The sequence below is a fragment of the Burkholderia sp. BDU5 genome, assembly GCF_001522845.1.
Classification (GTDB): domain Bacteria; phylum Pseudomonadota; class Gammaproteobacteria; order Burkholderiales; family Burkholderiaceae; genus Burkholderia; species Burkholderia mayonis.
In genome coordinates, this window is record NZ_LOWC01000056.1 from 1 (window position 1) to 22635 (window position 22635).

Genomic DNA, 22635 nt, shown 5'->3' on the forward strand with positions numbered 1-22635 from the left:
GCGACCGCCGCGCCCGCGCGCGCGAGCTCCAGCGCGATTTCCTTGCCGATGCCGCTTGCTGCGCCTGTCACGACCGCGGTCTTGCCATTCAGATTGCTCATGATCGAATTCCTGTCCAGAAAGTAGTAGGGAAGGATGCAGCGCGCGTTACTGCGCGAGGTAATCGTAGACGACTTCGCCGAGGCCGAGCGTCAAATCGGCGATCAGATGGCGCGCTTCGACGATCTCGAGCACTGGCAGATCGGCGACGGGTGCGAGCGCATGCGGCGCGAGCTCCAGCGACGCGGGGCCCGTCCATGCGCCCTTCATCTTGATGTCCTGCAGGTAGTAGCGCACGAGCTCGCAGACGCGCGCCGAGCCGTCGACGTGCGGAATGATCTTCAGCAGGAAGTTCGCGCCGGCGAGGCGCTTCTGCTGCTCGTCGAGATCGAGCTCCTTGTGCTTGTAGCCCATCGTGCCCGTCGCGACGCGCACGGGGCCGTAGTCGAGCGTGCCGAGCAGCGTGTCGATGTGCGTTTCCAGCGTCGGCTGCGCGAGCTTCTTCGGGAATCCCCACAATTCGCGGCCGCCTGCGATCGGCGGATGATCGTTCAGATACATCGCGAGCGTGTAGCCGCCCGGCTGGCCGTTGTATTCGACGGGGATCACCTGTCCACTCTCGGTGTAATCGCCGAAGCCGGTCGAATCGGCCATGCGGATGAACTCGTAATGGACGAGCGGTTCCTTGACTTCGAGCGGTTCCGGCACGATTTCGCGGAGACGGTCGATGTCGGTGCGATAGGTGATGATCAGGAATTCGCGATTGACGAAACGATAAGGGCCCATCGGAAACGCCGGGCTCGTGAGCGGCATCGCGAATGCTTTCGATCGGACTTGGCTGGGCTTCATGCGGACTCCTTGTTGATCGCTTCGTTGTCGGGGTGCCGATATCGTATGCCTCTGCGAATCGATTGTGCGATGCCGCAACTGGAAAAGATTATTGCGCAAATCGAGGCAGTGAAATGACAAATATTGACAGTGTTGCGGACGTCGTAACGAACGCGCGCCGGCGGGTGACGGACAGCGGGTCGCCGGCGCTTCGTCGCGGCAAACGGTGAGTTTTTTCGGGGGCTATGGTGAGCATTTACGGGACACGTGAAACGAATGTGAACGACAGCCCGAAATCGCATGCTGCGCCGCGCGACGCGTACGATTGAACTTTTGGGGAATGACCGTCCTCGAAGAAGTGCGTTGTAGAATTTTCGATTTTCCTTTCGATCTCGCGGCGCTTCGGGTTAAGCCTTTCTTAAGCGTGCGCGTCCTAGCATCGTTCGAACCGGTGACCCGGTGCCGTTCGATTCGCTACCGTTTCAGCCCCATGCAGAACTTCAATCTCACTGTCTTTTCCGCACTCAATGCAGGTTCCGCTCCGCATCTCGCCGCCATTCGCTTCGGCGTGTTCGCCGCCGATTGGCTCGTCTATGCGGTGCCCGCGCTGCTGCTGTTGACCTGGGTAATGGGCGCGCGCCCGACGCGTCGCCAGGCGATCGAAGCGGGCGTCGGCGCATGTGTCGCGCTCGCGCTCGCGCAGGTGATCGGCCACTTCTGGTATTCGCCGCGGCCGTTCGTGCTCGGCATCGGCACACAACTGATTCCGCACGCGCCGGACGGCTCGTTTCCGAGCGATCACGCGACGTTCGTCTGCAGCGTCGCGGCGGGCTTGCTCATCGCGAGCACGACGCGCGCGGCGGGCCTCGCGCTCGCCGTCATCGCGGCGGCGGTCGGATGGGGGCGCATCTACGTCGGCGTGCACTGGCCGCTCGACATCGCGGGCGGCGCACTCGTCGGAACCGCCGGCGCGCTTGCCGCTCATCTGTATGGCCGTCCGGTGACGGCGCTGCTCGACCGGATCGGCGAATCCGTGCATGCGGTCGCGTTCACGCGATTGCACGAGCGGTCGATTCGTATCGACTGACGATAATCGGCGGGAATCCGAATCAACCGGGCGTTCTCGTCTGGGTGGCGTTGCTCGTCGAGTTGGGCTCGACGTCGGCGCCGCCGTGCAATTCGACGTTTTCGGTCTGTCGCTGGCGCGCGGCTTCACGATCGAGCGCGCTGTCTTTCAGGATCGCGCACATCGCGACGAACAGCGCGAGCGCGATTGCGCCGAGTCCGCAATAGCCGGCGATTCTGAGCGTCTTCGCGATGCCTGCGTAGGTGTGGTGGCGAGTCATGGTCGCGTATCCGGGTGACGACGCGCGAGGTTGCGCGCTCTCGTTCTCATTCGACGCGGAAAAATGCGGCGACGCGTCGTGCTTTTTCGATATTCGGATCACGGGCGACGCGGGCCACTTTGCCCCGGAGTCCGCCGACGTGTGCCGCGACGGCTTTGCCGAACCGGCCTCGTGCCGTCGAGATAGGTATAGGACACGGGCGGCTCGGATGCAACTCCGTTCGTGTCGAGACGACGCTTGCATCGATGCGCGGGCGTCGAAAGGCGATCGACGGAATGCAACCGCATGGGATTCGACGGATGCGGCTGTGGCTTCCATTTACGGGAAATCGGCCGCGAAACGCATAAAGAGGTTTTGTCGAAGCCGTCGCGCGCATTGAAGTGCGTGGCGCGGTACGCACTTCGATGCGATTGCGCCTCGGCTGGCAGTGCGGCCGCATGACTCAATGCGTACGAGGATTGCGCGCCGCGATCCGTGCGTGGCGAGCGCCGCCGAGCACGATTATTTCGAGATACGCCGATGCGCGGTGGCGACGCGGATGCGATTTCGTTCGGACGAAAACGCAGTGCGATGGCCGATGCCGCGCGCGGGCGTCTTTCGATACCGGCGTACCGGCGCATCTATGCGCGCGCGCGCCGCCGACCCGATCTACAGAGGATTCAAGCGCGACGAGTGTGTGTCGGCAATGCCGCACTTCGTATCCGCGCCGTGCGCTCGGCAGCGGCATGACGCGAGCATGCGCGCCGCGGAATCGTCGAACGTCGAACGCGTGTGCCGCGTTCGACTCGCTCATCGCGTCAGTCTTCGAGTGATTCGTGAACCGCGACCGCGCCGTGCTTCCAGTAAGCGGATGCGCGAATCCTCGATTTCGCGAGGCCGCGCTCATTGCATAGGTGCTCGCGTACGCCGCGCATCGCGGCCGCTTCGCCCGCGGCCCACACGTAGCCTTCGCCGGCCGGCAACGGCAGCGCCCGCAACGCATCGACCAACTGACTTGCACCGCGCTCGCCGTTCGCCGAGTCGTCGCGATGGCGCCACAAGACGTACAGATCCGCATCGGTAGCGAAGTCGACCTGCGCAGATGGATCGGCTACCTCCAGCACTGCGGCGACACGCGTGCCGGCCGGCAATTCCTCGAGGCGTCGTGCGACGGCGGGCAATGCGGTGTCGTCGCCGATCAGCAGGTGCCAATCGAAATCCTTCGGGATAACGAACGAACCGCGCGGTCCGCCGATGCCGAGCGTCTGCCCGACGCACGCTTGCGCGGCCCACTGTGACGCCGGTCCTGGATGATGCAGCACGAAATCGAGATCGAGTTCGCGGGCGGCGCGATCGTAGCGACGCGGCGTGAAATCGCGTGCGACGGGCCGCGGCCGGTCTTCCGGAAACACGATGCCGTTCGGGCCGAACTCGGGACACGCGGGTGCGTCCTCGCCGGGCGGCGGGAAGAAGACCTTCACGTGATCGTCGAAGGACGCCGATTCGAAATCGTCGAGTTCGTCGCCCGTCAGCGTCACGCGCATCAGATGCGGGGTCACGGCAGTGACGCGCTTGACCTGGAGCAAGCGGAATTTCAGCGTATGGCGCACGCGTACGACCGCGCGCTCGGTAGTCGGTTGGGTCATATCGATGGGTTCTCCTTGATAAGCCGGATGCGGCTCGATCAGTCCTCGGTCCGGCCTTCGATGTCGGCGACGGCGCGACGCAGGATCGCCGCGATGCGGCGCTGTTCGTCGGCGTCGGCGCTGCTCCTGCGGAAGAGCGCTTGCTTGAGCGCCGTCCGAGCTTCGACGAATTCCGGCAGCCAGCCGCGCGTATCGTCGTCGGAGGCGGCGGGCGCTTCGCCGGCGAACGCGCGGCGCATGAATTCCATCTTCCGGCCGAGATGCGCGAGCTTCGCGAACAGCAGGTCGACGCGTTCGCGCTGCGCATCGAGATACGCGCGGCCCGCGTCGGCGAGTGCATAGCGCTTGCGGTTGCCTTCGGCCTGCACGGTCACGTAGCCGAGCTCTTCCAGATACGTGAGCGCCGGATACACCATGCCGGGGCTCGGCGCGTAGAAGCCGCTCGAACGCGTATCGAGCGCCTTGATCAGCTCGTAGCCGTGGCTCGGCTGCTCGGCGAGCAGCGCGAGCAGCAGCAGTTGCAGGTCGTCGGCGCTGAATTGACGGCCGCGCGGCATGGCGTCGTCGCCGCCGAAACCACCGAAACCGCCCGGGCCGCCACCGAAACCGCCGAACGGACCGAAGCCGTGCCGGCCGCCGCCACCGCCGCGTCGATGGCCGCCGATCATGTGGCGGAACATCTCGAGCGGGCCGGCGCCGAACGAGGTATGCATGCCGCATCCGCGGCGCGAAAACAGATGAGTGTGGCGCATCGCCTTCTCCTGTGCATCTTTAGATGTATCGAAAGATATATATCGAAAGATATAAAGTCAACGGAATTTTATGGGGACGGATTGCCAAGGGTCTGGTGCAGGTTTGCGAATTTTGTAGGTTGGCAAAAAGGGTGGGTCTTTTTGGCATATTTGCGCAATGCTATTGATATTAATTTTCGATAGCATTGCGCGGCGGCGCCACTATAGTTTCCAGCGCAAATCTGGGGCAAGAAGCACCTTATCGTTGCAAGTGGAAGCCCCGGGCGAACTAGCATGCTTTGGCATTGCTAGCCGACAAGCGGATGGGTTTTTGGAGCAGTCGGAGGTTCGGAACGTTCTATGACAGACGTCGATGTCGTAGCCGACCGTCCGTCGGCGTCGGACGCTTCGGCCGAACACGACGGCGGCGTCGACCGACTGCTTGCGCAGGATCTGCTCGATGCGCTGCAGCGCGCAGACTGGTGGCCCGCCTACAGTGACCGTCTTGCCGAACTGCTTGCGCTTGCCGAATAGCAAATCGCGAAAACGTGTGCCGCGCAGGCGCGCTGGCTGGCCGACGTCGATGGCACGCCGTACAGTCTGGTGACATGGGAGGCGATTTGCTGCCTGCGGGACCGACCGTTCCATCCGGTTGCGCGCGCGAAGCGCTGGCCCGGCAGCCCGGGCGATGCGTACGACGTCGAGGCAGGCCGGGTTGCACTGCACTGGGTCGCCGTTTTGCCCGACGCGTTGCGACGTGGCGACGACAGTGCGCATGCACCGCCTGGCGTCCAGCCGATCGCTCGTGCCTGCCGTACTGGATGAGGATGCGTTCGCGGCGCTTGCGCATCGCGCCGCTCTGCTCGGAATCGATCCGGCGGCTCGCTGGCTGCCGGTTCATCCTTGGCAATGGGACTACCTTCAGCGGGAGCATCCCCGGCTTGTCATGCGGTGTATCGATCTCGGAGCCGGGTTCGGCACGGCTCGGCCCACCGCGTCGCTGCGCACGCTCGGCATCAGAGCGGACGAACGGATACATCTGAAGTTGTCGCTGAGCGTCCAGGCACTCGGTGCGTCACGCGTAATGCCGCCACGTTATCTGCACAACGCGGTACTGGCCGAGCGTTGTCTGCGCGCGCTTTGCGCGCGGGACACCTGGCTCGGCGAGCATCTCGAATTGTGCGACGAGCGTGCATGATGGGCGCTCGGCGACGACGGAACGCTGATCGAAGAGCAGGGTGAATTGGCTTGCATGTTGCGGCGGTATCCCGACGGCGATGGCTGGCTGTTGCCGATGGCCGCATGCGCGGCGTCGGCGACCGACGGGCGCCTGCCGGCATTCACCGTGCTGTGCGGGGCGAGCGATGCCGGTGTCTCCTCGGATGCCACGAGTGACGGTGCGTGGCGGATGTTCGAGCATATCGCGCGCTTGCTGATCGGGCTCGGGTTAAGGCAAAGCTGATCAAGTCCCCCAACCCCGTGTCTCAGCCGTTATAGATCGGTGGACATGACCCGAGAAAGGCAAACGACGATGAAGCAGCAGACGCTGGCGATGGCAGCCGATCAAGGCGCAGGCTTCGAGACGAAGCGCAAGCGTACGCGGCGCGACGAGTTTCTCGACACGATGAACCAGATCGTGCCGTGGGCGGCGTTGTGCGCGGTGGTTGAGCCGCACTACCCGAAACCTACCGCACCTTGTCCACTTTTCTCGAAAGGGGACTCGTCACCAGTGCATCACTGGGCGATTCGCGCGTCGTGTATGAACTGAACCGCGGCAAGGATCACCATCACCTCGTTTGTCGCAAATGTGGAGCAATCTGCGATCTCTACGAAGACGAACTGAACGAGCAGTTCGAGCGCATCGCTTCCGGGCGTCGCTTCAAGTTCCACGCTGCGTCTCTGGTGATAGCTGGGGTGTGTCCTGAATGTCAGGCGAAGGGCGTGTGATTCCCCGGATCGTCGCGAGCATCGGCCGGCTTGGTTGGTGTCGTAACGAAGGTGAACAGGAAGCTTGCGCGGGAGACAGTGGAACTGCAGTTGCCGCCATCGTGGCGCATCGCGAGCGGCAAGGCGACGAGACGTGCAGCATGCCGAAGCGGAAAACGCGAGGCGCCAGTCTAAATGTCTGATGAATCAAATCGTCTGATGCACCCGCCGACTTGATGCGGCCCCTAATTGCGAAATATTGCGTAAACCAATTGAATTGGTTTATAAGCGTGAATGATTCTTATTTGTCTTCTCGTCTCTCGCGTTTAAAGCAGAAGGGGTTGCTCCATGTCCGTCGCTCAACTCGCCGTCCATCAGGATGTGCAGGCTCTCTATCGCGACCACCATGGCTGGTTGCAGGGATGGTTGCGCAGGCGGCTGGGTAACGCTTTCGATGCGGCCGACCTTGCCCAGGACGCATTTCTTCGTCTGATCCTCAAGCCGGTGCCGAAGGGCTTCGACAGCGATGCCGAGGCGCGGGCTTACTTGCGGGCGATGGCACAGGGCATGTGTGTCGACCTGTTTCGCCGGCGCCAGGTCGAGCAGGCATGGGTCGAGGCGCTTGCCGCCCAGCCGGAGCCCTGCGAGCCTTCTCCTGAATATCGCGCGATCGTCATCGAGACGCTGATGGAAATCGGCGCGCTGATCAGCCGGTTGCCCGACAAGGCGCGGAACGCGTTTGTCCTGGCGCAGATTCATGGCTTGTCCACCCGCGAGATCGCGGGCGAACTGGGCGTTTCCGATCGGATGGTGCAGAAGTACCTCGCCCAGGCGATGCTGCAACTGGCCTTGATCGACGCCGGTATTACGCGCTGACCGATGGCAGCCTCGTCGTCTTCGGCGGCCGCCGATCCTGGCGTTCACGCAGATTTCGCAAGCCTCGAGCAGGCCGCCAACTGGTATGCGCTCCTGTATGCCGATGGCGGTAGCGGCGAGCACCGCAAGGCATGGGCAGAATGGCTGGCCGAACGGCCGGAACATCGTCGTGCGTGGGCACATATCGAGGCTGTCAGCCGCCGGTTCGAGCCGTTGAGGGGCGAGAGCCTGGCTGAGCGCAATGCCGCTGCGGCCGCCGTGCACGTTTCCGCGACGCGCGCGGCAAGCCGGCGCCATGTTCTGGGCAGTCTCGCTGCGCTGGCCGGAACCGGTCTCGCCGGGTGGCTCGCGTGGCGCTTCACGGCGTTGCCGGATCGGCTCATCGCATGGAGGCCGGATTACCGCACAGGTGTCGGAGAGCGGCGGGACGTGCAGCTCGCCGACGGTACGCGCGTCTGGTTGAACACGGACAGTGCGTTCGATGTTCACTACGACGATACCAAGCGCCTCCTGACACTGACGATGGGCGAAATCCTCATCGATACGGCCAAAGACGGCCAGGAGCGGCCGTTCTTTGTCGACACGCCGAACGGCCGGATGCAGGCATTGGGCACCCGGTTCACCGTACGGCAGTCCGGCACGCACACGCTGCTGGCCGTGTTCAAAGGCCGTGTCGAGATTCGCAATCTGGCCGGACACGCCGAAATCGTGGCGGCCGGTCAGCAGCGGCAGTTCACGGCGGACGCGATTTCGAGTCCGGAGAGGGCCGATCCCGCACGCGAAGCGTGGTCACGCGGCGTGATCCTGGCCGACGACGTCACGCTCGACGCGCTGATCGCCGAGCTGGATCGCTATCAGCACGGGCACATCGGCGTCGATCCCGAAGTGGCGGGCATCCGCGTGGTCGGCCGTTTCCCTGCCGACGACCCCGACCGGATGCTCTCGATGCTCGAACGCGACCTGCCGATCCGGGTGCGTCGCACGTTGCCGTGGTGGGTCACGATCGAAGCCCGCTGACGGGCATGTTGCCCGCCCGGTCGCGGTTCCCGGTGGTATTTCACCCTGTTGCAAAGAAATTTCCGATTTCGGTTCGCATTTCCGGGCGTCATCCGATTAACAGATGAAAGAGGACCATTCGGAGATCAATCAGTGCTCTGAATGCCGACCCGGCGCCATGACGCGGGGCATCCGCCCGGCTTGTCGACGCTTGTTTCCGACCGGAAACGGGTGTCGTCGCGATGGCGACAGTCGCAGCCAGCATGGCGCGCGCCCGAACGACCGGGTGCGGCCGCTATCAAGCCAAGGTATCCGGCTCTGTTAGACGCGCGATGGACCTCTCCTTGCCACTTCCATCTCGAGGAATGCCGTCCATGCTTCGCCCGTCGTTGTCGTCGAATCCCGATTTCTCGTTGTCCGTGCGCAGCCTCGAACGGATGCCCCGTGCGCTGCGCACCGCGCGCCGTCCCGCTCCGCACGCTGTGCGGTGTGCCGTTCTCGGCATCGCGCTCGCAGGTAGCGGCGCGTGGCAGGTGGCATCGGCGCAGTCGGCCGCCGGCGCGGCGCCGCAAGCTGCCAGCCGGCGCTATGACATTCCGGCCGGCCCGTTGTCGGCGTCGCTGAACCGTCTTGCCGATCAGGCCAACGTGATGCTCAGCGTGCCGGGCGACCTGACGGCCGGGAAAAACAGTGCGGGCGTGCGCGGCGCCTACTCGGTGCAGGGCGCATTCCAGGCGTTGCTGAACGGCACGGGCCTGGAGCCGGTGCAGCAGTCCGACGGCAGTTTCTCGCTGCGTCCGGCCGCTGCCGCGGCAGGCGCCGAAGCTGCCGTGCTGCCGGCGGTGAAGGTCGTCGGCAAGCGAATCGACGATGCCGTTCCCGAGCCGTATGCAGGCGGCCAGGCGGCACACGGCGCGAAGGTCGGCCTGCTCGGCAATCGCGACTACATGGATACGCCGTTCAGTCTCTCGAGCTACACGGAAAAGCTGATCCGCGACCAGCAGGCGACCAGCGTCGCGGATCTCCTGACCACAACTGACCCGTCGGTCCGGGCGGCGATTGACAGCACCAACCGCTACGATGCGATCACGATCCGCGGGCTGCGCGTCGAGAACGGCGAGATCGCGCTCAACGGGCTGTACGGGCTCGTGCCGGCCTACCGCGTCGGCTCTGATCCGGTTGAGCGCGTCGAGATCCTCAAGGGGCCTGGTGCGTTGCTGAACGGGATGATGCCGCAGGGCAGCGTCGGCGGCAGCGTGAACGTCGTGACGAAGCGCGCCGGCGACACACCGCTCAACCGGCTGACCGCCGAATATGCTTCGAGTTCGGTGTTCGGCGGCCATGCCGACATCGGCCGGCGCTTCGGCTCGAACGGCGAGTTCGGCGTGCGCGTCAACGCGGCCCATCGCGAAGGCGATACGCCGATCGACGAGCAGTCGCGGCGCAACACGTCGCTGTCGGTCGGGCTCGACTACCGCGGCAGCCGCCTGCGCGCGTCCGGCGACGTGATCTACCAGGAAGACTTCATGCGGGCGCCGGTACGCGGCTACACGCCGATTGCCGGGATCGCGGTGCCGGAGGTGCCCGATTCCCGGACCAATCTCGCGCAGACGTTTTCCTATTCGAATTCCCATAGCCTGACGGCGCTCGGGCGGGCCGAGTACGACCTCTCGTCGAACTTGACGCTGTTCGGCGCGGTCGGCATGAACCGCTTCGGCTACGACAAGCTGGAAGACCCGGGCGCGACGATCGTCAATGCGCAGGGTGACGCGACGTCCACGTCGAGATACCAGTCAGGCGCGTCGCATGCGCTGTCGGCCGAGGCGGGCGCGCGGGCGCGCTTCAAGACGGGCCCGATCGATCACCAACTCGTCGTGAGCGGCAACTACCTGCAGCAGACGACGTGGTTCGGTCAGACCGCCTACGGCAGCTACGCGACGAACATCTACATGCCGACCCGCCTCGCCGGACCCGGCGCGCCGGTTTCCGTGTCGCCGGAAGCGAAGGACAGCGCTCAGATCCTGCGCAGCATCGCCGTCGCCGATACGCTGTCCGTGGCCGGCGGGCTCGTGCAACTCACGGTGGGCGTGCGTCGCCAGCAGGTGAGCAGCCGCAACTTCGACACGTCCGGCGCGGAAACCTCGCACTACGACCAGGGCGCGACGACGCCGTCCGTGGCGCTCGTCGTCCGCCCGTTCGACCAGTTGTCGTTCTATGCGAACTACATCGAGGCGCTGACGCCCGGGTCGGCGCCGCCGCCTGACGCGGCCAATCCGAACCAGGTGTTCGCGCCGTTCAAGTCGAAGCAGTACGAGGTCGGGACCAAGCTCGATCTCGGCAAATTCGGCGCGACGCTCGGGCTGTTCCAGATCGACGTGCCGAGCGGAATCGTCGATCCGGTGAGCAAGCTGTACAGCCTCAACGGTTTGCAGCGCAATCGCGGTCTCGAGCTGTCCGGCTTCGGCGAGGTGACGCGCGGCGTGCGTCTGCTGGGCGGCGTCACGTGGCTCGACGCGCGGCTTCGCCGCACGCAGGGCGGCGCATACGACGGCAATCGCGCGATCGGCGCGCCGTCGCTCCAGGCCACGCTCGGCGCGGAATGGGATACACCGTTCGTGCCGGGCGTCACGCTGACGAGCCGGATGATCTACACGGGCAAGGCCTACGTGAGCCAGGACAACACGCAGCACGTGCCGAGCTGGACGCGTTTCGATCTCGGCGGCCGGTACACGACGAAAGTTGCCGGTCGCGACGTGACGCTGCGCGCGAACGTGACGAACCTGTTCAACCGGGACTACTGGCAGGCGAATCCGACCGGATATCTGTTCACGGGCGCGCCACGTACGTTCTGGCTGTCCGTGTCGACCGACCTGTGATGAATGCCGGCAGGCCGGGTACGCTTGAGCGCCCCGATCTGCCCGTCGTTTGTCAATCCGATCCTTGTCGCCATCGCATGAAATCTCACGAACAGTTCCGGCTCGACGCCCGGCACATCGGTGCGCTCGCCGCGCCGCTCATCCTTACCCAGCTTGCGCAGGTCGCGCTGACCACGACCGACGTCGTGATGATGGGGATGCTCGGTCCGCGCGAAATCGCCGCAGGCGGTCTTGCGCTGACGTTGTTCAACCAGCTGAGGACGATGGGAACGGGCCTCGTGACGGGCACTGGCAATCTCGTCGCATTCGCGAACGGGCAGGACGACCCTGCACGCATCGTGCGTCTCGTGCGTGCGAGTTTCGCGCTGTCGACGCTTGCCGCACTCGCGTTCGTGCTGTTGATGCTCGCCGTTGAACGGCCGCTCGTATGGCTCGGCCAGGATCCGGGCATCGCGCGGCTGACCGCGCTCTATCTCGCGGCGGCGGCGCCCGGCATGCTGCCGTGCCTGTGGTTCCAGTCGCTGCGCCAGTACACCGTCGGGCTGCGCAAGCCGGGGCCGCTGCTCGCGATCGCGGCCGCGTCGATCGTCGTCAACGCGGTGCTCGACTACGCGCTGATGTTCGGCCGCTTCGGGTTCCCCGCGCTCGGCCTGACTGGCGTAGCCTGCGCGACGAGTTCGGTGTACCTGTTGTCGTTCGTGGCGTTTCTCTCGATTGCCAAACGTCGAATCGGGCTCGCCGAACACCTGTCGCTTGCCGCGTGGCGGACCGATGCCGAAGCATTCGAGCGGACGTGGAAGATGGGCCTGCCGATCGCCGCCGCCTACGGCTCGGAGGCCGCGTTCTTCACCGTCCTTACCCTCGTGATCGGCACGCTCGGTACGGATGCGCTCGCAGCGCAGACGATCGTCAACCAAGTGATCTACATCGTGTTCATGATTTCGGTCGGGTTGTCGCATGCGTCGTCGATCAGCATCAGCCATGCATGCGCGCAGCACGATTATCGTGGCGCACGGCGGCTCGGCTATACGGGGCTCGTGCTGGGCATCGGCGCCATGCTGGCGGTCGCGCTTCCGTATCTCGTTGCGCCGACACACGTGCTCGCGCCGTTCCTGGATCGCGGCTCGGCCGCGAATGACGATGTGCTGCGACTTGCGACGGGGCTGCTGACGATTGCGGCCTTGCTGCAGATCTTCGACTGCAGCCAGAACATCGGCGTCGGCATCTTGCGGGGGCTCGGCGACGTGAAAAGTTCGTTCTGCATCTCGATCGTCGGTTACTGGATGATCGGGCTGCCGGTTGCGTGGGGGGCGGGCGTGATGTTCGGCTACGGAATCCATGGCATCTGGTTCGGGCTCACGATCGGACTTGCAGCGACGGCGACGATGCTGTTGCGCAAGTTCGAATATCGGCTGAGCGCGTTGGTGAAACAGGCCGGCGCGCCCCGATCATGAACGAACGGCATGTGACAAGAAATCGCGTGCGTACCTCGTCGTCGGGGTCGGGGCGGCTGGGTGTCGGTGCGATCGTGCTTGTGCTGATCGTCGGTCTCGGTGCGGTTGCGATTGCCAGCCTCTGCGCCGGCAATCTCGTTCTCGGTCCAGCTGCCGCGCTCGATGCGCTGGGTGGGGGTGAAACGCCCGCCGCGCAGATCGTCCATGCGCTGAGGCTGCCTCGCTTGATCGCGGCACTGATGGTCGGCGCGAGTCTCGCGGTGGCCGGCGCGCTGATGCAGGGCATCACGCGCAATCCGCTGGCCGATCCGACGTTGACGGGCGTGGTCGGCGGAGCGGCGCTCGCGGTCGTCGCGGCCACCGTGCTGGCGCCGGTCCGGGCGGCGGGCATGATGCCGTTCGTGGCGTTGGCGGGCGGCGGAATCGCGGCGACGCTCACGTTTGCGCTGGCGTGGCGCGCCCGTCTGTCGCCGTTGCGTCTTTCGCTGGCAGGGACGACGATCGGCGCGCTCGGCAGCGCGGGCGTCATCTCGCTGATGATCGTCGCGGGGCCGCAGGCCGGCCCGTTGTTCTACTGGCTGGCCGGTGGTTTCGCGGGTGTGGGTTGGCGGCAGGTCGCCATGGTCGCTCCGTGGACCGTCGCCGGTCTTGTCGCCGCGTTGTCCGGCGCGCGCGTGCTCGACACCCTCGCGCTCGGCGACGAGGCGGCGCAGAGCGTCGGCCTCGACCTGCTGCGCTGGCGCCTGATCCTCGGTTTCATTGCCGTCGCGCTGTCGGCGTCGGTGGTCTCGATCGCGGGGCCCGTCGGCTTCGTCGGGCTGTGCGTGCCGCATCTCGCGCGCGTCGCGCTCGGCGGCGGCTATCGCCGAACGCTGGCCGTGACGGCACTGGCGGGCGCACTGCTCGTCTCGGCAGCGGATCTCGTCGCCCGCACGGTCGCTGCGCCGCGCGAACTGCCGGTCGGCTTTTTGACTGCCTTGGTCGCGACACCGCTGCTGATCGCGATGATTCGCCGCGATGAAGGCGTATCGACATGACGGGCGTTCCGAACCGGCCGATTCGCACGACGCGCGCACAGGGCGCGGCCCGGTGGCGGACGTTCGCGCGTGGCGCAGGATGGGCGGCGATCCTGACGCTCACCGTTGTCTTGTCGGTGCGGCTCGGCGCGGCCGGCTTCCCGTTGACGTCGGCCGTTCAGGCACTGTTCCATCGCGACGTCGCGCGCGACGTCGCCTTCGTGATGTGGGAACTGCGCATGCCGCGCGTGCTGCTTGCGCTGATGATCGGCGCACAGCTTGCGGCGAGCGGACTCGTGTTGCAGGGGGCGCTGCGCAATCCGCTCGCGGAACCCGGTGTGATCGGCGTGTCGTCCGGCGCGACGCTCGGCGTGATGTTGCTGCTGCTCGTCGCGAATTTCGCGGGTTCGCTCGACGGCAGCCGGCTCGACGCGTACGACATCACATGGATACCGTTCGTCGCCCAGGCGGGCGGCATCGGCGCGGCGCTGGGCGTCTACGCGCTGGCGTGGCGCAACGGCACGGCGCCGTTTCGGCTGATTCTGATGGGCGTCGCCGTTAGCGCCGCGATGTACGCGGTCGCGATGACGATACTCGCTGGTTGGGGTTCGAGCCGTATCGAGGTGCTGCTGACGTGGCTTGCGGGCAACCTTTACGCACGCGGCTGGCAGCACGTGCTGCTGCTCGCGCCGTGGACGGCGGCGACGATCGTGCTGCTGCCAGCGATCCTGCCGGCAGTGCAGGTGCTGTCGATCGGCGACGACGCAGCGACGAGCGTCGGGCTGAATGTCGAGCGCTGGCGTCTGGTGGCGATCGTCTATGCAGGCTTCGCGGCCGCTGGTGCGATTGCGATTGCAGGCCCGGTCGCATTCGTCGGCCTGATCGCGCCGCATCTCGCGCGGCTTGCCGTGAGCGGGCCGCTCGCGCGGCAGGCGCCGTTCGCGCTCCTTTGCGGTGCGCTGATCACCGCGCTTGCGGATCTGACCGGGCGCGTCGTCGTCGCACCGGCCGAGATACCCGTCGGAGCCGTCACCGCGTTGTTCGGCGCGCCGCTTTTTCTTCATTTGCTGTCCCGATCTTCACGATGACACTCGTTGCCCGCGATCTTTCGCTCGGATATGGCCCGCGCCGCATCGTCGACACATTGTCGCTGTCGATCGAGCCGGGCCGGATCACTGTGCTGCTCGGTCCGAACGGCTCAGGCAAGAGCACGCTGCTGCGCGCACTGGCCGGGTTGCTCGCGCCGCGCGGCGGCGATGCGTTGCTCGACGACGTTCCGCTCGGGCAATGGCCGCGCCGCAAGCTCGCGCGGCGCATCGCGTTCCTGGCCCAGACGCAGGACATTCCGGCCGGCCTGACGGTGCAGGAACTCGTCCGCCATGGGCGGTTTGCGCACCGCACGTGGTTGCGAGGAGAAACGGACGACGATCGCGGCGCAGTCGAATGGGCGCTGACGACGACCGGTCTGTTGCCGATGCGCGATCGTCCGCTCGTCGCGTTGTCGGGCGGCGAACGACAGCGAGTATGGATCGCGATGGCGCTCGCGCAGCGCGCGGACATTCTGCTGCTCGACGAGCCGACGACCTACCTCGACCTCGGGCATCAACTCGATGTGATGCAGACGTTGCGGCGGCTCAACGAGGAATTCGGGTTGACGCTCGTGATGTCGCTGCACGACCTGAACCAGGCGATGCGTTTCGCGGATCGGGCGATCGTGATGCGCGGCGGGCGGCTCGTTGCGGACGGTGCGCCGGTCGATGTGCTGACGCCGGCGTTCGTCGCGAACGTATTTCATGTGCGCAGCGAGCGGCTGCATGGCGCGAGCGATGGCGTGCCGGTTTGCCATTCGCTTGGCTATGCCGGGCCCGGCGGCGAGCGGAGCGATGCCCGGCAGGACGTTGGCGACGCCGTGTCGGCGATCGAAGAGGCCGGCGATGATTGATCGCAAGCGCCGTACGTTGGCGTTCGCGTTGCCGGCTTCGCTTGCATCGGTGCTCGCGCGGCCCGTTCGCGCGGCGGCGCCCGGTAAGCCGTTCAGCGTCGTTGACGATCGCGGTGCGATGCTTCGCTTCGAAGCCGCGCCGAGCCGGCTTGCGGCGATTTCGTATTTCGGCGCCGATACCGCACTGGCGCTTGGGGTGCAGCCGGTCGCGTCGACGTTTCTCGTGCGCGGCCGGCGGCCCGCCTATCTGCTGGACAGGATGGATCGCGTGATCGATCTCGGGCAGCGTGCGAGCCCGAACCTGGAATTGTTGGCGAGTGCGCACGCGGACCTCATCATTGCGATCCGCCGCTACACCGAAGCGAACGCGGCGCGGCTTCAGCAGATCGCGCCGTATCTTGCGCTGGATCTGGAAGTCGGTGAGGACAGCAATCGCAGCATTGAACTCGTCGGCAAGGCACTGGATCGTGCCGAAGCCGCCGCCGCGCTCAACCGGCGTTTTGCGGAAGCGCTCGCAGGATTTCGCGCGCGTGCGGGATTGGGCCGCGCGCCGCGCTACTTGTTTGTCTGGGGTACGGGCGCCGCGCCGTGGGCGTTCTACGATGAGAACATGACTTGCTCGCTGCTGAATGCGCTGGGTGGCGTCAACATCGCCGGACGCAATCCGCTGCCGTCGCAGCGCGACAATACGGCGTTCCAGATGAGCCTCGAGACGTTGTTGCTTGCGAAGCCGGACACGATTTTTGTCTACGACGACGGTGGGCGACGCAGTTTCGAGACGAATCCGGTATGGCAGCACTTGGCGTCGACGCGTCGGGTGAGTATCGTGAGCGTGGGCGATCACTGGATCGAATCGTTCGGACCGATCGCGCGGCATGCCGTGCTGGCCGAAGCGGCCGCGCTTCTGCATCCTGACGTGTTCGCACCGCCGGACTTGCGCGCGATCGCGTCCTCGTACCTTGATCGTGTGACGTGACGTCCTTCGCTGTGGATCTTTACCCCGGCGATGCATGACATCAGTGTGTCTGGCGGCGCGATCCCCTTTCGATCAACAGCAGGTGCAGTAGCGCAGGCAGTACAAGCAACACCAGCGGCAGTTGAACGATCAGCCCCGAGATGATCGCGACCGCCAGCGGCTGCTGCATCGCCGAGCCCTGCCCGAGCGCGAACGCGAGCGGAAACAGTGCGAGGATTGCCGCGATCGTCGTCATCGCGATCGGCCGCAGCCGGTTGCGGCCTGCCGCGAGCAACGCGGCATCGGGCGCCATCCCTTCGTCGCGCACGAGCCCCTGGAATTCCGATACGTAGAAGATCGCGACCTCGGTCACGATGCCGACGATCATCGTCATGCCCATCATCGCGGAAATGTTGAGCTCGATGCCCGTCGCCCACAGCCCGATGAACACCGCGCCGGTCGCGCACAACGGCATCGCCATCACCGCGAGCGCGACGCGGAAGCGTTCGTAGAGAAACAGCAGCAGCCCGAATACCAGCGCAACCGCCGCGCCGAACACCGCGATCAGTCCGCGGAACGCGATCTGTTGTTGCTGGTACAGCCCGCCCAGTTCGTAATAGACGCCTTGCGGCAACAGGTTCGCATCGCCGAGCGCGCGCTGCACGTCGGCGATCGTCGAGCCGAGATCGCGCCCGTCGATCCGCGCAGTGACGGCGACCATCCGCTTCAGGTTGTCGCGGCTGATCTCGGGCTGCCCGCTGACCGTGATGCGATCGGTCACGCGATCGAGCGGGAACAGGTGCCCATCGGGCGCGCGGATCTGCAGTGCGCCGAGCCCCGTGCCGTTCATCCGCATCGCGTCCGACACCCGAACGCGCACGCCGACCGTCTTCGGCCCCTGCTGGAACTGCGTCGCGACGCTGCCTTCGAGCAGATCCGACACCTGCTGCGCGATCGACTGCGGGTCCATCCCTTCGGCGGCGGCTGCGTCGGGACGGATGTGCAGATCGAGCGCGTCGCCGGCCGGGTTGATGCCGTCGTCGACGTCGACAATGCCCGGAATCTTGCCGATGCGCGCGGCCACGCGCCGCGCGGTCGCGTCGAGCACGTTCGGATCGTCCGAGTAGATCTTGATCTGCACGGGCTGCGGTACCGCGGTCAGATCGCCGATCAAGTCTTCCATCAACTGCGCGAGCTCGACGTTGACGCCGGGCACGTTCGTCTCGATCTTCGAGCGGATCTCCTCCATCACGGTATCGATCGGCTCGCGCGAACCCGATTTCAGGCGCACGAAGAAATCGCCCTTGTTCGGCTCGTTGAGGTCGCCGCCGAGGCCAGCGCCGGTTCGACGCGAATACGTCGCAACGTTCGGGTTCTCGCGGATGATCGTCTCGATCTCGCGCATCAGGCGATCCGTCTCGGTGATCGACGTACCGGGCGCCGTGTGGTAATCGAGCACGAATCCGCCCTCGTCCATCGACGGCATGAAGCCGCTGCCGACGCGCGTGAATGCAAACGCGGCGGCGACGACGAGCGGCAAAATGCCCGCGAGCGCGAGCATTGGCCTGCGACTCACGCGCTCGACCAGCATCGCGTAGCGCGTGTTCAGCCAGTGCGCGAAGCGCGACTCGCGAAGCTCCTCCGCGTCGGCCGGCGTGAGCCAGTGATCGCACAGGATCGGGATCGCGAGCCAGCTCACGACGAACGAGATGAACAGCGCACTCGCCATCGTGATCGATAGCGCCTTGAAGAAGGCACCCGTCACGCCGGACAGGAACGCGAGCGGCACGAAAATGATTAGCGTCGCCGCCGACGAACCCGCGAGCGGCCGCGTGAACTCGAGCGCCGCGCTCATCACGCGGCCGTGGAACGCATGTGCGCCCGCCTCGCGCATGCGCCGCGCGATGTGTTCGATCATCACGATCGCGTCGTCGATCACGAGCCCGACCGCCGCGGCCATCCCGCCGAGCGTCATGATGTTGAAGCCCATCCCGAACACGTCGAGCAGCAGGATCGTCGCGCTCATCACGACCGGCACCAGCGCGACGGCGATCGCGGTGATCTTCCAGTTGCGCAGGAATACGAATAGCGTCAGCGCGGCCAGCACGACGCCGATCAGGATTGCATCGCGCACGCTCGACGCGGATGCGATCACGAGCTGGCTCTGGTCGTACCAGTTTGCGAGATGCACGCCCACCGGCATCTGCTTCTGAAAGTCCGCGAGCTTTGCACGGATCGCCGCGGCCATCGCGACGCTGTTCGCGCCCGGCTGCTGGAATACGTTCACGAGCACCGCGTCCTGCCCGTCGGCCGTCACGCGGATCCATTGCGGAACCGTGCCGCGCGACACCGTCGCGACGTCGCCGACGCGCACCTGGTTGCCGCCCGACGACGAAACGACTGCATTACGCAGCGTGTCGAGCGACGTGATCGTCGTGTCGGCGACGACGAGATACAGCTTGTAGTGATCCTCGATCCGCCCGGTCGCCGACAGCACGTTGCCCGCGCCGATCGCCTTCGACACGTCCTCGACCGACAGCTTGTACGCGGCGAGTCGAGCAGGATCGATGTCTACCTGCAACTCGTCCTGCGCACCGCCCGTCACTTCGACGCGTGCCACGCCGTCGACCGACGACAGCAGCGGCCGCAACTGAAATTGTGCGAGATCGCGCAGCTGCGACAGCGACTGCCGCGACGACGTGAGGCTGTACGCAAGTACCGGGAACACGGTCGGGTCCATCCGCTTCACCTGCATCGTCGTGCCGGCCGGCATCGACGGAAGGATCTCCGCGATCGCCGACTGCGCCTGCAGTGTCGCCTGCGCCATGTCGGTGCCCCAGTCGAAATTCAGCGAGATCTCCGCCGAGCCGCGGCTCGTTTTCGATTCGACGTCGCGCACACCCGGCACGCGCCGCAGCGCCTCCTCGACCGGCATCGTCACGAGCGTCGCCATCTGCTCGGCAGGCCGGTCGCCCGCATCGAGCGACACGACGGCGCGCGGAAACGATACGTTCGGAAACAGCGAGATCGGCAGCCGGAAAGCCGTCAGCGCGCCGGCGACCGCGAGCAGCGCGACGACGAACAGCAACGATCGCCGGTGCATCTGCATCCATTGCCCGACATTCATTGGCGCGCGCCTCCGGCAGAACGGACGGCCATCCCGTCCTGCAATTCATAGTTGCCGGTGACGACGAGCGGCTCCGATGCATTCAGCGGGCCGTCCACGCCGTAATGGTCGCCGCTTTCGACGCGCACCGCGACATCGACGCGATGCGCGGCGTGCTTCGGCGTGACCTGGAACACGTACGACCCCTTCGCGTCGCGCAGGACGGCGGAGCGCGGCACGACCCACCACGTGCCGGTCTGCGTCGCGATGTCGGCGCTTACGCGGGTGCCGGGGATGAATGCGGTGCCGCCGAGCGGCACGTTCGCGCCGACGTCCACGAGCTGGCTTTGAGGATCGATCGACGCGCCCGCGACGACGATCTGCCCTGCCGGAGCCGCGTGCGCGAGCGCGGTGGACAGCCCGTGCAGCACGACCGTATCGCCCGCGCGAATCGACGCGGCCGCGGACGGATCGACGCCGAGCGTCACGTTCGCCTGACGGCTGGACGCGCCGCCCGTCGCCGCGAGCTGCGCAATCGTCGCGCCCGCCTGCACCTGGTCGCCCGGCAGTGCGGAAAGCTGCGACACGACGCCCGCGAACGGCGCGGCGATCGTTACGTCGCCGCTCCGCACGCCCATTAGCCGCTGCGCGGCCTGCCCCTGCTGAGCATCGTCGAGCGCCTTCTGCGCGGCGGCGAGCTGCGATTGCGTCGCCAGGCCGTCGTCGAGCAGCGCGCGCGTGCGTGCGAGTTCGCCGCGCGCCAGCGTCAACGCGCTCGCGGCCTGCGACGCAGCCAGCACCGCGGCGGGATCGGCCTGCACGACGACGAGCGGCGCGCCGCGCGCGATCGCCTGACCGGGCAGCACGAGCACCTTGCGGATGCGCGCCGTGTACGGCAGGTTCACCGACGCGACGCTGGCCGACGAGGCGGCGACGACGCCGTATGCACGCACCTGTTGCGAGATCGGCGCACGTTGCACGCGCACGGTATCGACCGCGGCGGAAACGGGTTCGTCGGCCCGCGCGGAGCCGGCGGCGAACGGCGCGAGTGTGGCAAGTGCGGCGGCCAGCATGGCGGCAAGCGCGGCCGTGCGACGGCGGGTAAAGCGATTCAGGACGGCTGGCATGAGGTCAACGCTGGGTGGAATCGGTGGAAAAGGCATCCGGGACCGCACTGCCGAGCAGCGCCTGCAGGCCGATGCGCTGCTCGGCCAGTGCATCGCGCTGCGTGGTCGCGTCGATCCGCTTCGTCAGCGCGGCGAGCTGCGCGTCGGTGTACTGCCCGAGCGTGATGTCGCGCGCGGCGTACGCATGCTGCGCATGCGCGGCCGCTTGCTCGAGCGCGGGTAACGCGGTCTCGTCCTGAGCAAGCTGCTGTGCGGCGAGCCGGGCATCGGTACGCAGATGCGCGATGTCCGCATAGGCGGTGTTCAGCCGGGTCTGGTATTCGTCGCCGAGCCGCTGGCGGGTCGCCTGCTCGATCGCGACGTTGCCGCGATTGCGGTTGAAGATCGGCAGGCTCAGCGCAATCTGGAAACCAGTCGTATAGATGCCCGACGTGTCGCGCGCGCGATTGAAGCCGATGTTCAGGCTCGGAAACTGGTTCAGGATCGCCGCGCGGTACTTCTGTTCCTGCGCGTCGTAGCCGGCCTGCAACGCGATCAGGTCCGGACGCCGCTTCGGCAATTCGGTCAGTGCGGCGTCGAGCGTCGCGTCGGTCACCGGCGCCGCCCGGTCGGAGCCGGCGAGCCGCAGTTCGACATCCGGCGCGAGTCCGAGCAGCGCATTCAGGTCGTGACGGGTCTGTTCGCGCGCCCGGACCATGTCGTCGTACTGCTTGCGCGCGTCGCCGTATGCGGCCGACGCGACGGTGACGGCGTCGTCGGTCACGTTGCCGGCCTGCCGCGCGCGCGCGATCCGTTCGTAGCGCGTCGCGCCGAGATCGCGCGTCTGCGCGAGCAGCGGCAGCACCGCGTCTTCGTAGCGCGCCTTCGTATAGAGCTGCTTTGCCTGCGCGACAACCTGCCACTCCTGCCAAAGCAGGCCGAGATCGGTCTTGCGCACGGTCGCGTCGGCGGAGCGCTTGTTCGCATTGCGCATGACGATCGCCATCACGTCCATGCTCAGGCCGTAGTTGAATGCACGCTCGAGGCCGGCCGCGCCCGGATAATCGCTCGACACCGACAGTTGCGGATCGGGCAGCAGCCCCGCGGAATACGCCTGCGCCTGCGCGATCCCGAGATCGTCGCGCGCGAGTTTCAGATCGGGATTGTTCGCGACCGCGAGCATTGCGACGTCCTCGATGTCGAGTCCGCCGGACGGATCGAAGCGATGCGCGGCCAGTTCCGGCAGCGGCATTTTCGCCGGGTCGATGCGCAGCCGGCCGAGCTCGGCGACCGTCGTGAATGTCGAATGCGCGGCGAGCGGCTGCGGGCGATAGGCCGCACAGCCGCCGAGCACGAATGTGTACGACGCGGCACATACGACGAGCGTGCGTACGAGCCGCGGCGACGCCGTCTGAGATAAGCGGGACAACGGGCGCTCCCTGTGCGGTTGTCATGGAAACGTCATTCCGGCGTGCCGGAACGCTGGTTCGGACGATTATGTCGGCCGCCTGCTTAACGATTGCTTAAGCATCGGCGGAACGTGATTGGCCGTGTACGCGTCTACTTGCAATGCGACGAACCCGAGCGGCTTGGCTTCTTCTGGAAGCCCGCCCGGGCGCAAAAATCCAGAAAGCAATGGCTCGAACAAGCTCGGCAAAGCGGAATCGCTGCGCCGCACTTGTTCGCTCAGCGCCTGCGAGGCAAGCGGCCACGAAATTCGTGAAATGGCGCTCTGAATTGCGCAAGCGACGACAAAAAGCGCTTTGGTTCCGCTGTGGAAATGAGACTGGTCAGATATTTGTGCCGCATGGAA

21 protein-coding genes and 2 pseudogenes are annotated in these 22635 nt (G+C 66.1%); 15 read left to right on the top strand and 8 right to left on the bottom strand.

Features of this window, described 5'->3' with window-relative positions:
- Nucleotides 1-101: SDR family NAD(P)-dependent oxidoreductase (locus WS69_RS33195; protein WP_156438067.1), on the bottom strand; the 101-nt coding region annotated here is incomplete at its 3' end.
- 46 nt (nt 102-147) lie between these two features.
- On the bottom strand, nt 148-888 hold the full coding sequence (locus WS69_RS11665; RefSeq protein WP_059470934.1) for an acetoacetate decarboxylase: 741 nt from the start codon (nt 886-888) through the stop codon (nt 148-150).
- A gap of 469 nt (nt 889-1357) precedes the next feature.
- Here WS69_RS11665 and WS69_RS11670 point away from each other — a divergent pair, with 469 nt between their 5' ends.
- Entirely contained in the window at nt 1358-1954 is a 597-nt protein-coding gene (locus WS69_RS11670) for an undecaprenyl-diphosphatase (RefSeq protein WP_059470935.1), read from the top strand.
- A 22-nt stretch (nt 1955-1976) separates the two neighbouring features.
- Here the strand turns inward: WS69_RS11670 and WS69_RS11675 are convergent, their stop codons facing one another.
- The 3 genes from WS69_RS11675 to WS69_RS11690 all read right to left on the bottom strand — a co-directional run bounded on the left by WS69_RS11675 (nt 1977) and on the right by WS69_RS11690 (nt 4590).
- Nucleotides 1977-2213 (bottom strand): hypothetical protein, encoded by a 237-nt coding sequence (locus tag WS69_RS11675; RefSeq protein ID WP_059470967.1) that lies wholly within the window; start codon nt 2211-2213, stop codon nt 1977-1979.
- A gap of 797 nt (nt 2214-3010) precedes the next feature.
- Nucleotides 3011-3838, bottom strand: a complete 828-nt coding sequence (locus WS69_RS11685) for a siderophore-interacting protein (protein WP_059470937.1) — start codon at nt 3836-3838, stop codon at nt 3011-3013.
- A 38-nt stretch (nt 3839-3876) separates the two neighbouring features.
- Complete coding sequence (locus tag WS69_RS11690) at nt 3877-4590, bottom strand: PadR family transcriptional regulator (RefSeq protein ID WP_059470938.1); 714 nt, start codon at nt 4588-4590, stop codon at nt 3877-3879.
- Nucleotides 4591-4929: 339 nt separating this feature from the next.
- Between WS69_RS11690 and WS69_RS34645 the strand changes: the two genes are divergently transcribed.
- The 13 genes and pseudogenes from WS69_RS34645 (at nt 4930) to WS69_RS11740 (ending at nt 16631) form a co-directional block, all read left to right on the top strand.
- Nucleotides 4930-5103 (top strand): hypothetical protein, encoded by a 174-nt coding sequence (locus WS69_RS34645; RefSeq protein WP_226382904.1) that lies wholly within the window; start codon nt 4930-4932, stop codon nt 5101-5103.
- A gap of 223 nt (nt 5104-5326) precedes the next feature.
- Nucleotides 5327-5767 carry an IucA/IucC family protein gene (locus WS69_RS34650; RefSeq protein ID WP_231747117.1) on the top strand — a complete coding sequence of 147 codons (441 nt, stop codon included), beginning with the start codon at nt 5327-5329 and terminating at the stop codon, nt 5765-5767.
- A 45-nt stretch (nt 5768-5812) separates the two neighbouring features.
- Nucleotides 5813-6031, top strand: a complete 219-nt coding sequence (locus WS69_RS34655) for a hypothetical protein (RefSeq protein WP_226382905.1) — start codon at nt 5813-5815, stop codon at nt 6029-6031.
- Nucleotides 6032-6100: 69 nt separating this feature from the next.
- Nucleotides 6101-6253 (top strand): annotated as a pseudogene (locus tag WS69_RS33200) (IS5/IS1182 family transposase); the annotation flags it as partial.
- Nucleotides 6254-6264: 11 nt separating this feature from the next.
- Complete coding sequence (locus WS69_RS30825) at nt 6265-6516, top strand: Fur family transcriptional regulator (protein ID WP_082716134.1); 252 nt, start codon at nt 6265-6267, stop codon at nt 6514-6516.
- Nucleotides 6517-6843: 327 nt separating this feature from the next.
- Nucleotides 6844-7371, top strand: coding sequence for a sigma-70 family RNA polymerase sigma factor (locus WS69_RS11705; RefSeq protein WP_059470941.1), 528 nt, complete (start codon nt 6844-6846; stop codon nt 7369-7371).
- A 3-nt stretch (nt 7372-7374) separates the two neighbouring features.
- On the top strand, nt 7375-8388 hold the full coding sequence (locus WS69_RS11710) for a FecR domain-containing protein (RefSeq protein WP_059470942.1): 1014 nt from the start codon (nt 7375-7377) through the stop codon (nt 8386-8388).
- Nucleotides 8389-8741: 353 nt separating this feature from the next.
- The gene (locus tag WS69_RS11715) at nt 8742-11243 is read left to right on the top strand and encodes a TonB-dependent receptor (protein ID WP_231747118.1); all 2502 of its coding nucleotides are present in this window, start codon (nt 8742-8744) and stop codon (nt 11241-11243) included.
- 77 nt (nt 11244-11320) lie between these two features.
- A complete protein-coding gene (locus WS69_RS11720) occupies nt 11321-12697 on the top strand; it encodes an MATE family efflux transporter (protein WP_059470943.1) in 1377 nt (458 codons plus the stop codon).
- Nucleotides 12694-13734, top strand: coding sequence for a FecCD family ABC transporter permease (locus WS69_RS11725; RefSeq protein ID WP_231747119.1), 1041 nt, complete (start codon nt 12694-12696; stop codon nt 13732-13734). The genes WS69_RS11720 and WS69_RS11725 overlap by 4 nt, the downstream gene beginning before the upstream one ends.
- Entirely contained in the window at nt 13731-14801 is a 1071-nt protein-coding gene (locus tag WS69_RS11730) for a FecCD family ABC transporter permease (protein ID WP_059470945.1), read from the top strand. Before WS69_RS11725 ends, WS69_RS11730 begins: the two co-directional genes overlap by 4 nt.
- Nucleotides 14798-15655 carry an ABC transporter ATP-binding protein gene (locus tag WS69_RS11735; protein WP_059470946.1) on the top strand — a complete coding sequence of 286 codons (858 nt, stop codon included), beginning with the start codon at nt 14798-14800 and terminating at the stop codon, nt 15653-15655. The genes WS69_RS11730 and WS69_RS11735 overlap by 4 nt, the downstream gene beginning before the upstream one ends.
- Nucleotides 15648-16631, top strand: a complete 984-nt coding sequence (locus WS69_RS11740; RefSeq protein ID WP_059470947.1) for an ABC transporter substrate-binding protein — start codon at nt 15648-15650, stop codon at nt 16629-16631. Before WS69_RS11735 ends, WS69_RS11740 begins: the two co-directional genes overlap by 8 nt.
- A gap of 40 nt (nt 16632-16671) precedes the next feature.
- Here the strand turns inward: WS69_RS11740 and WS69_RS11745 are convergent, their stop codons facing one another.
- The 3 genes from WS69_RS11745 to WS69_RS11755 are packed head-to-tail and all read right to left on the bottom strand — an operon-like array spanning nt 16672 to nt 22251.
- A complete protein-coding gene (locus tag WS69_RS11745; RefSeq protein WP_059470948.1) occupies nt 16672-19737 on the bottom strand; it encodes an efflux RND transporter permease subunit in 3066 nt (1021 codons plus the stop codon).
- Nucleotides 19734-20789: an efflux RND transporter periplasmic adaptor subunit gene (locus WS69_RS11750; protein ID WP_226382908.1), complete on the bottom strand. Its 1056-nt coding sequence runs from the start codon at nt 20787-20789 to the stop codon at nt 19734-19736. The genes WS69_RS11745 and WS69_RS11750 overlap by 4 nt, the downstream gene beginning before the upstream one ends.
- 58 nt (nt 20790-20847) lie before the next feature.
- Complete coding sequence (locus WS69_RS11755) at nt 20848-22251, bottom strand: TolC family protein (protein WP_082716132.1); 1404 nt, start codon at nt 22249-22251, stop codon at nt 20848-20850.
- 129 nt (nt 22252-22380) lie between these two features.
- Here WS69_RS11755 and WS69_RS34660 point away from each other — a divergent pair.
- A pseudogene (locus WS69_RS34660) lies at nt 22381-22524 on the top strand (ISL3 family transposase); the annotation flags it as partial.
- Between the last annotated feature and the right edge of the window lie 111 nt (nt 22525-22635).

What these genes read in the sequence shown, in the direction of transcription:
- WS69_RS11665 (WP_059470934.1), bottom strand. Translation starts at nt 888, where the DNA reads ATGAAGCCCAGCCAAGTCCGATCGAAAGCATTCGCGATGCCGCTCACG.
- WS69_RS11670 (WP_059470935.1), top strand. Translation starts at nt 1,358, where the DNA reads ATGCAGAACTTCAATCTCACTGTCTTTTCCGCACTCAATGCAGGTTCC.
- WS69_RS11675 (WP_059470967.1), bottom strand. Translation starts at nt 2,213, where the DNA reads ATGACTCGCCACCACACCTACGCAGGCATCGCGAAGACGCTCAGAATC.
- WS69_RS11685 (WP_059470937.1), bottom strand. Translation starts at nt 3,838, where the DNA reads ATGACCCAACCGACTACCGAGCGCGCGGTCGTACGCGTGCGCCATACG.
- WS69_RS11690 (WP_059470938.1), bottom strand. Translation starts at nt 4,590, where the DNA reads ATGCGCCACACTCATCTGTTTTCGCGCCGCGGATGCGGCATGCATACC.
- WS69_RS34645 (WP_226382904.1), top strand. Translation starts at nt 4,930, where the DNA reads ATGACAGACGTCGATGTCGTAGCCGACCGTCCGTCGGCGTCGGACGCT.
- WS69_RS11705 (WP_059470941.1), top strand. Translation starts at nt 6,844, where the DNA reads ATGTCCGTCGCTCAACTCGCCGTCCATCAGGATGTGCAGGCTCTCTAT.
- WS69_RS11710 (WP_059470942.1), top strand. Translation starts at nt 7,375, where the DNA reads ATGGCAGCCTCGTCGTCTTCGGCGGCCGCCGATCCTGGCGTTCACGCA.
- WS69_RS11715 (WP_231747118.1), top strand. Translation starts at nt 8,742, where the DNA reads ATGCTTCGCCCGTCGTTGTCGTCGAATCCCGATTTCTCGTTGTCCGTG.
- WS69_RS11720 (WP_059470943.1), top strand. Translation starts at nt 11,321, where the DNA reads ATGAAATCTCACGAACAGTTCCGGCTCGACGCCCGGCACATCGGTGCG.
- WS69_RS11725 (WP_231747119.1), top strand. Translation starts at nt 12,694, where the DNA reads ATGAACGAACGGCATGTGACAAGAAATCGCGTGCGTACCTCGTCGTCG.
- WS69_RS11730 (WP_059470945.1), top strand. Translation starts at nt 13,731, where the DNA reads ATGACGGGCGTTCCGAACCGGCCGATTCGCACGACGCGCGCACAGGGC.
- WS69_RS11735 (WP_059470946.1), top strand. Translation starts at nt 14,798, where the DNA reads ATGACACTCGTTGCCCGCGATCTTTCGCTCGGATATGGCCCGCGCCGC.
- WS69_RS11740 (WP_059470947.1), top strand. Translation starts at nt 15,648, where the DNA reads ATGATTGATCGCAAGCGCCGTACGTTGGCGTTCGCGTTGCCGGCTTCG.
- WS69_RS11745 (WP_059470948.1), bottom strand. Translation starts at nt 19,737, where the DNA reads ATGAATGTCGGGCAATGGATGCAGATGCACCGGCGATCGTTGCTGTTC.
- WS69_RS11750 (WP_226382908.1), bottom strand. Translation starts at nt 20,789, where the DNA reads ATGCTGGCCGCCGCACTTGCCACACTCGCGCCGTTCGCCGCCGGCTCC.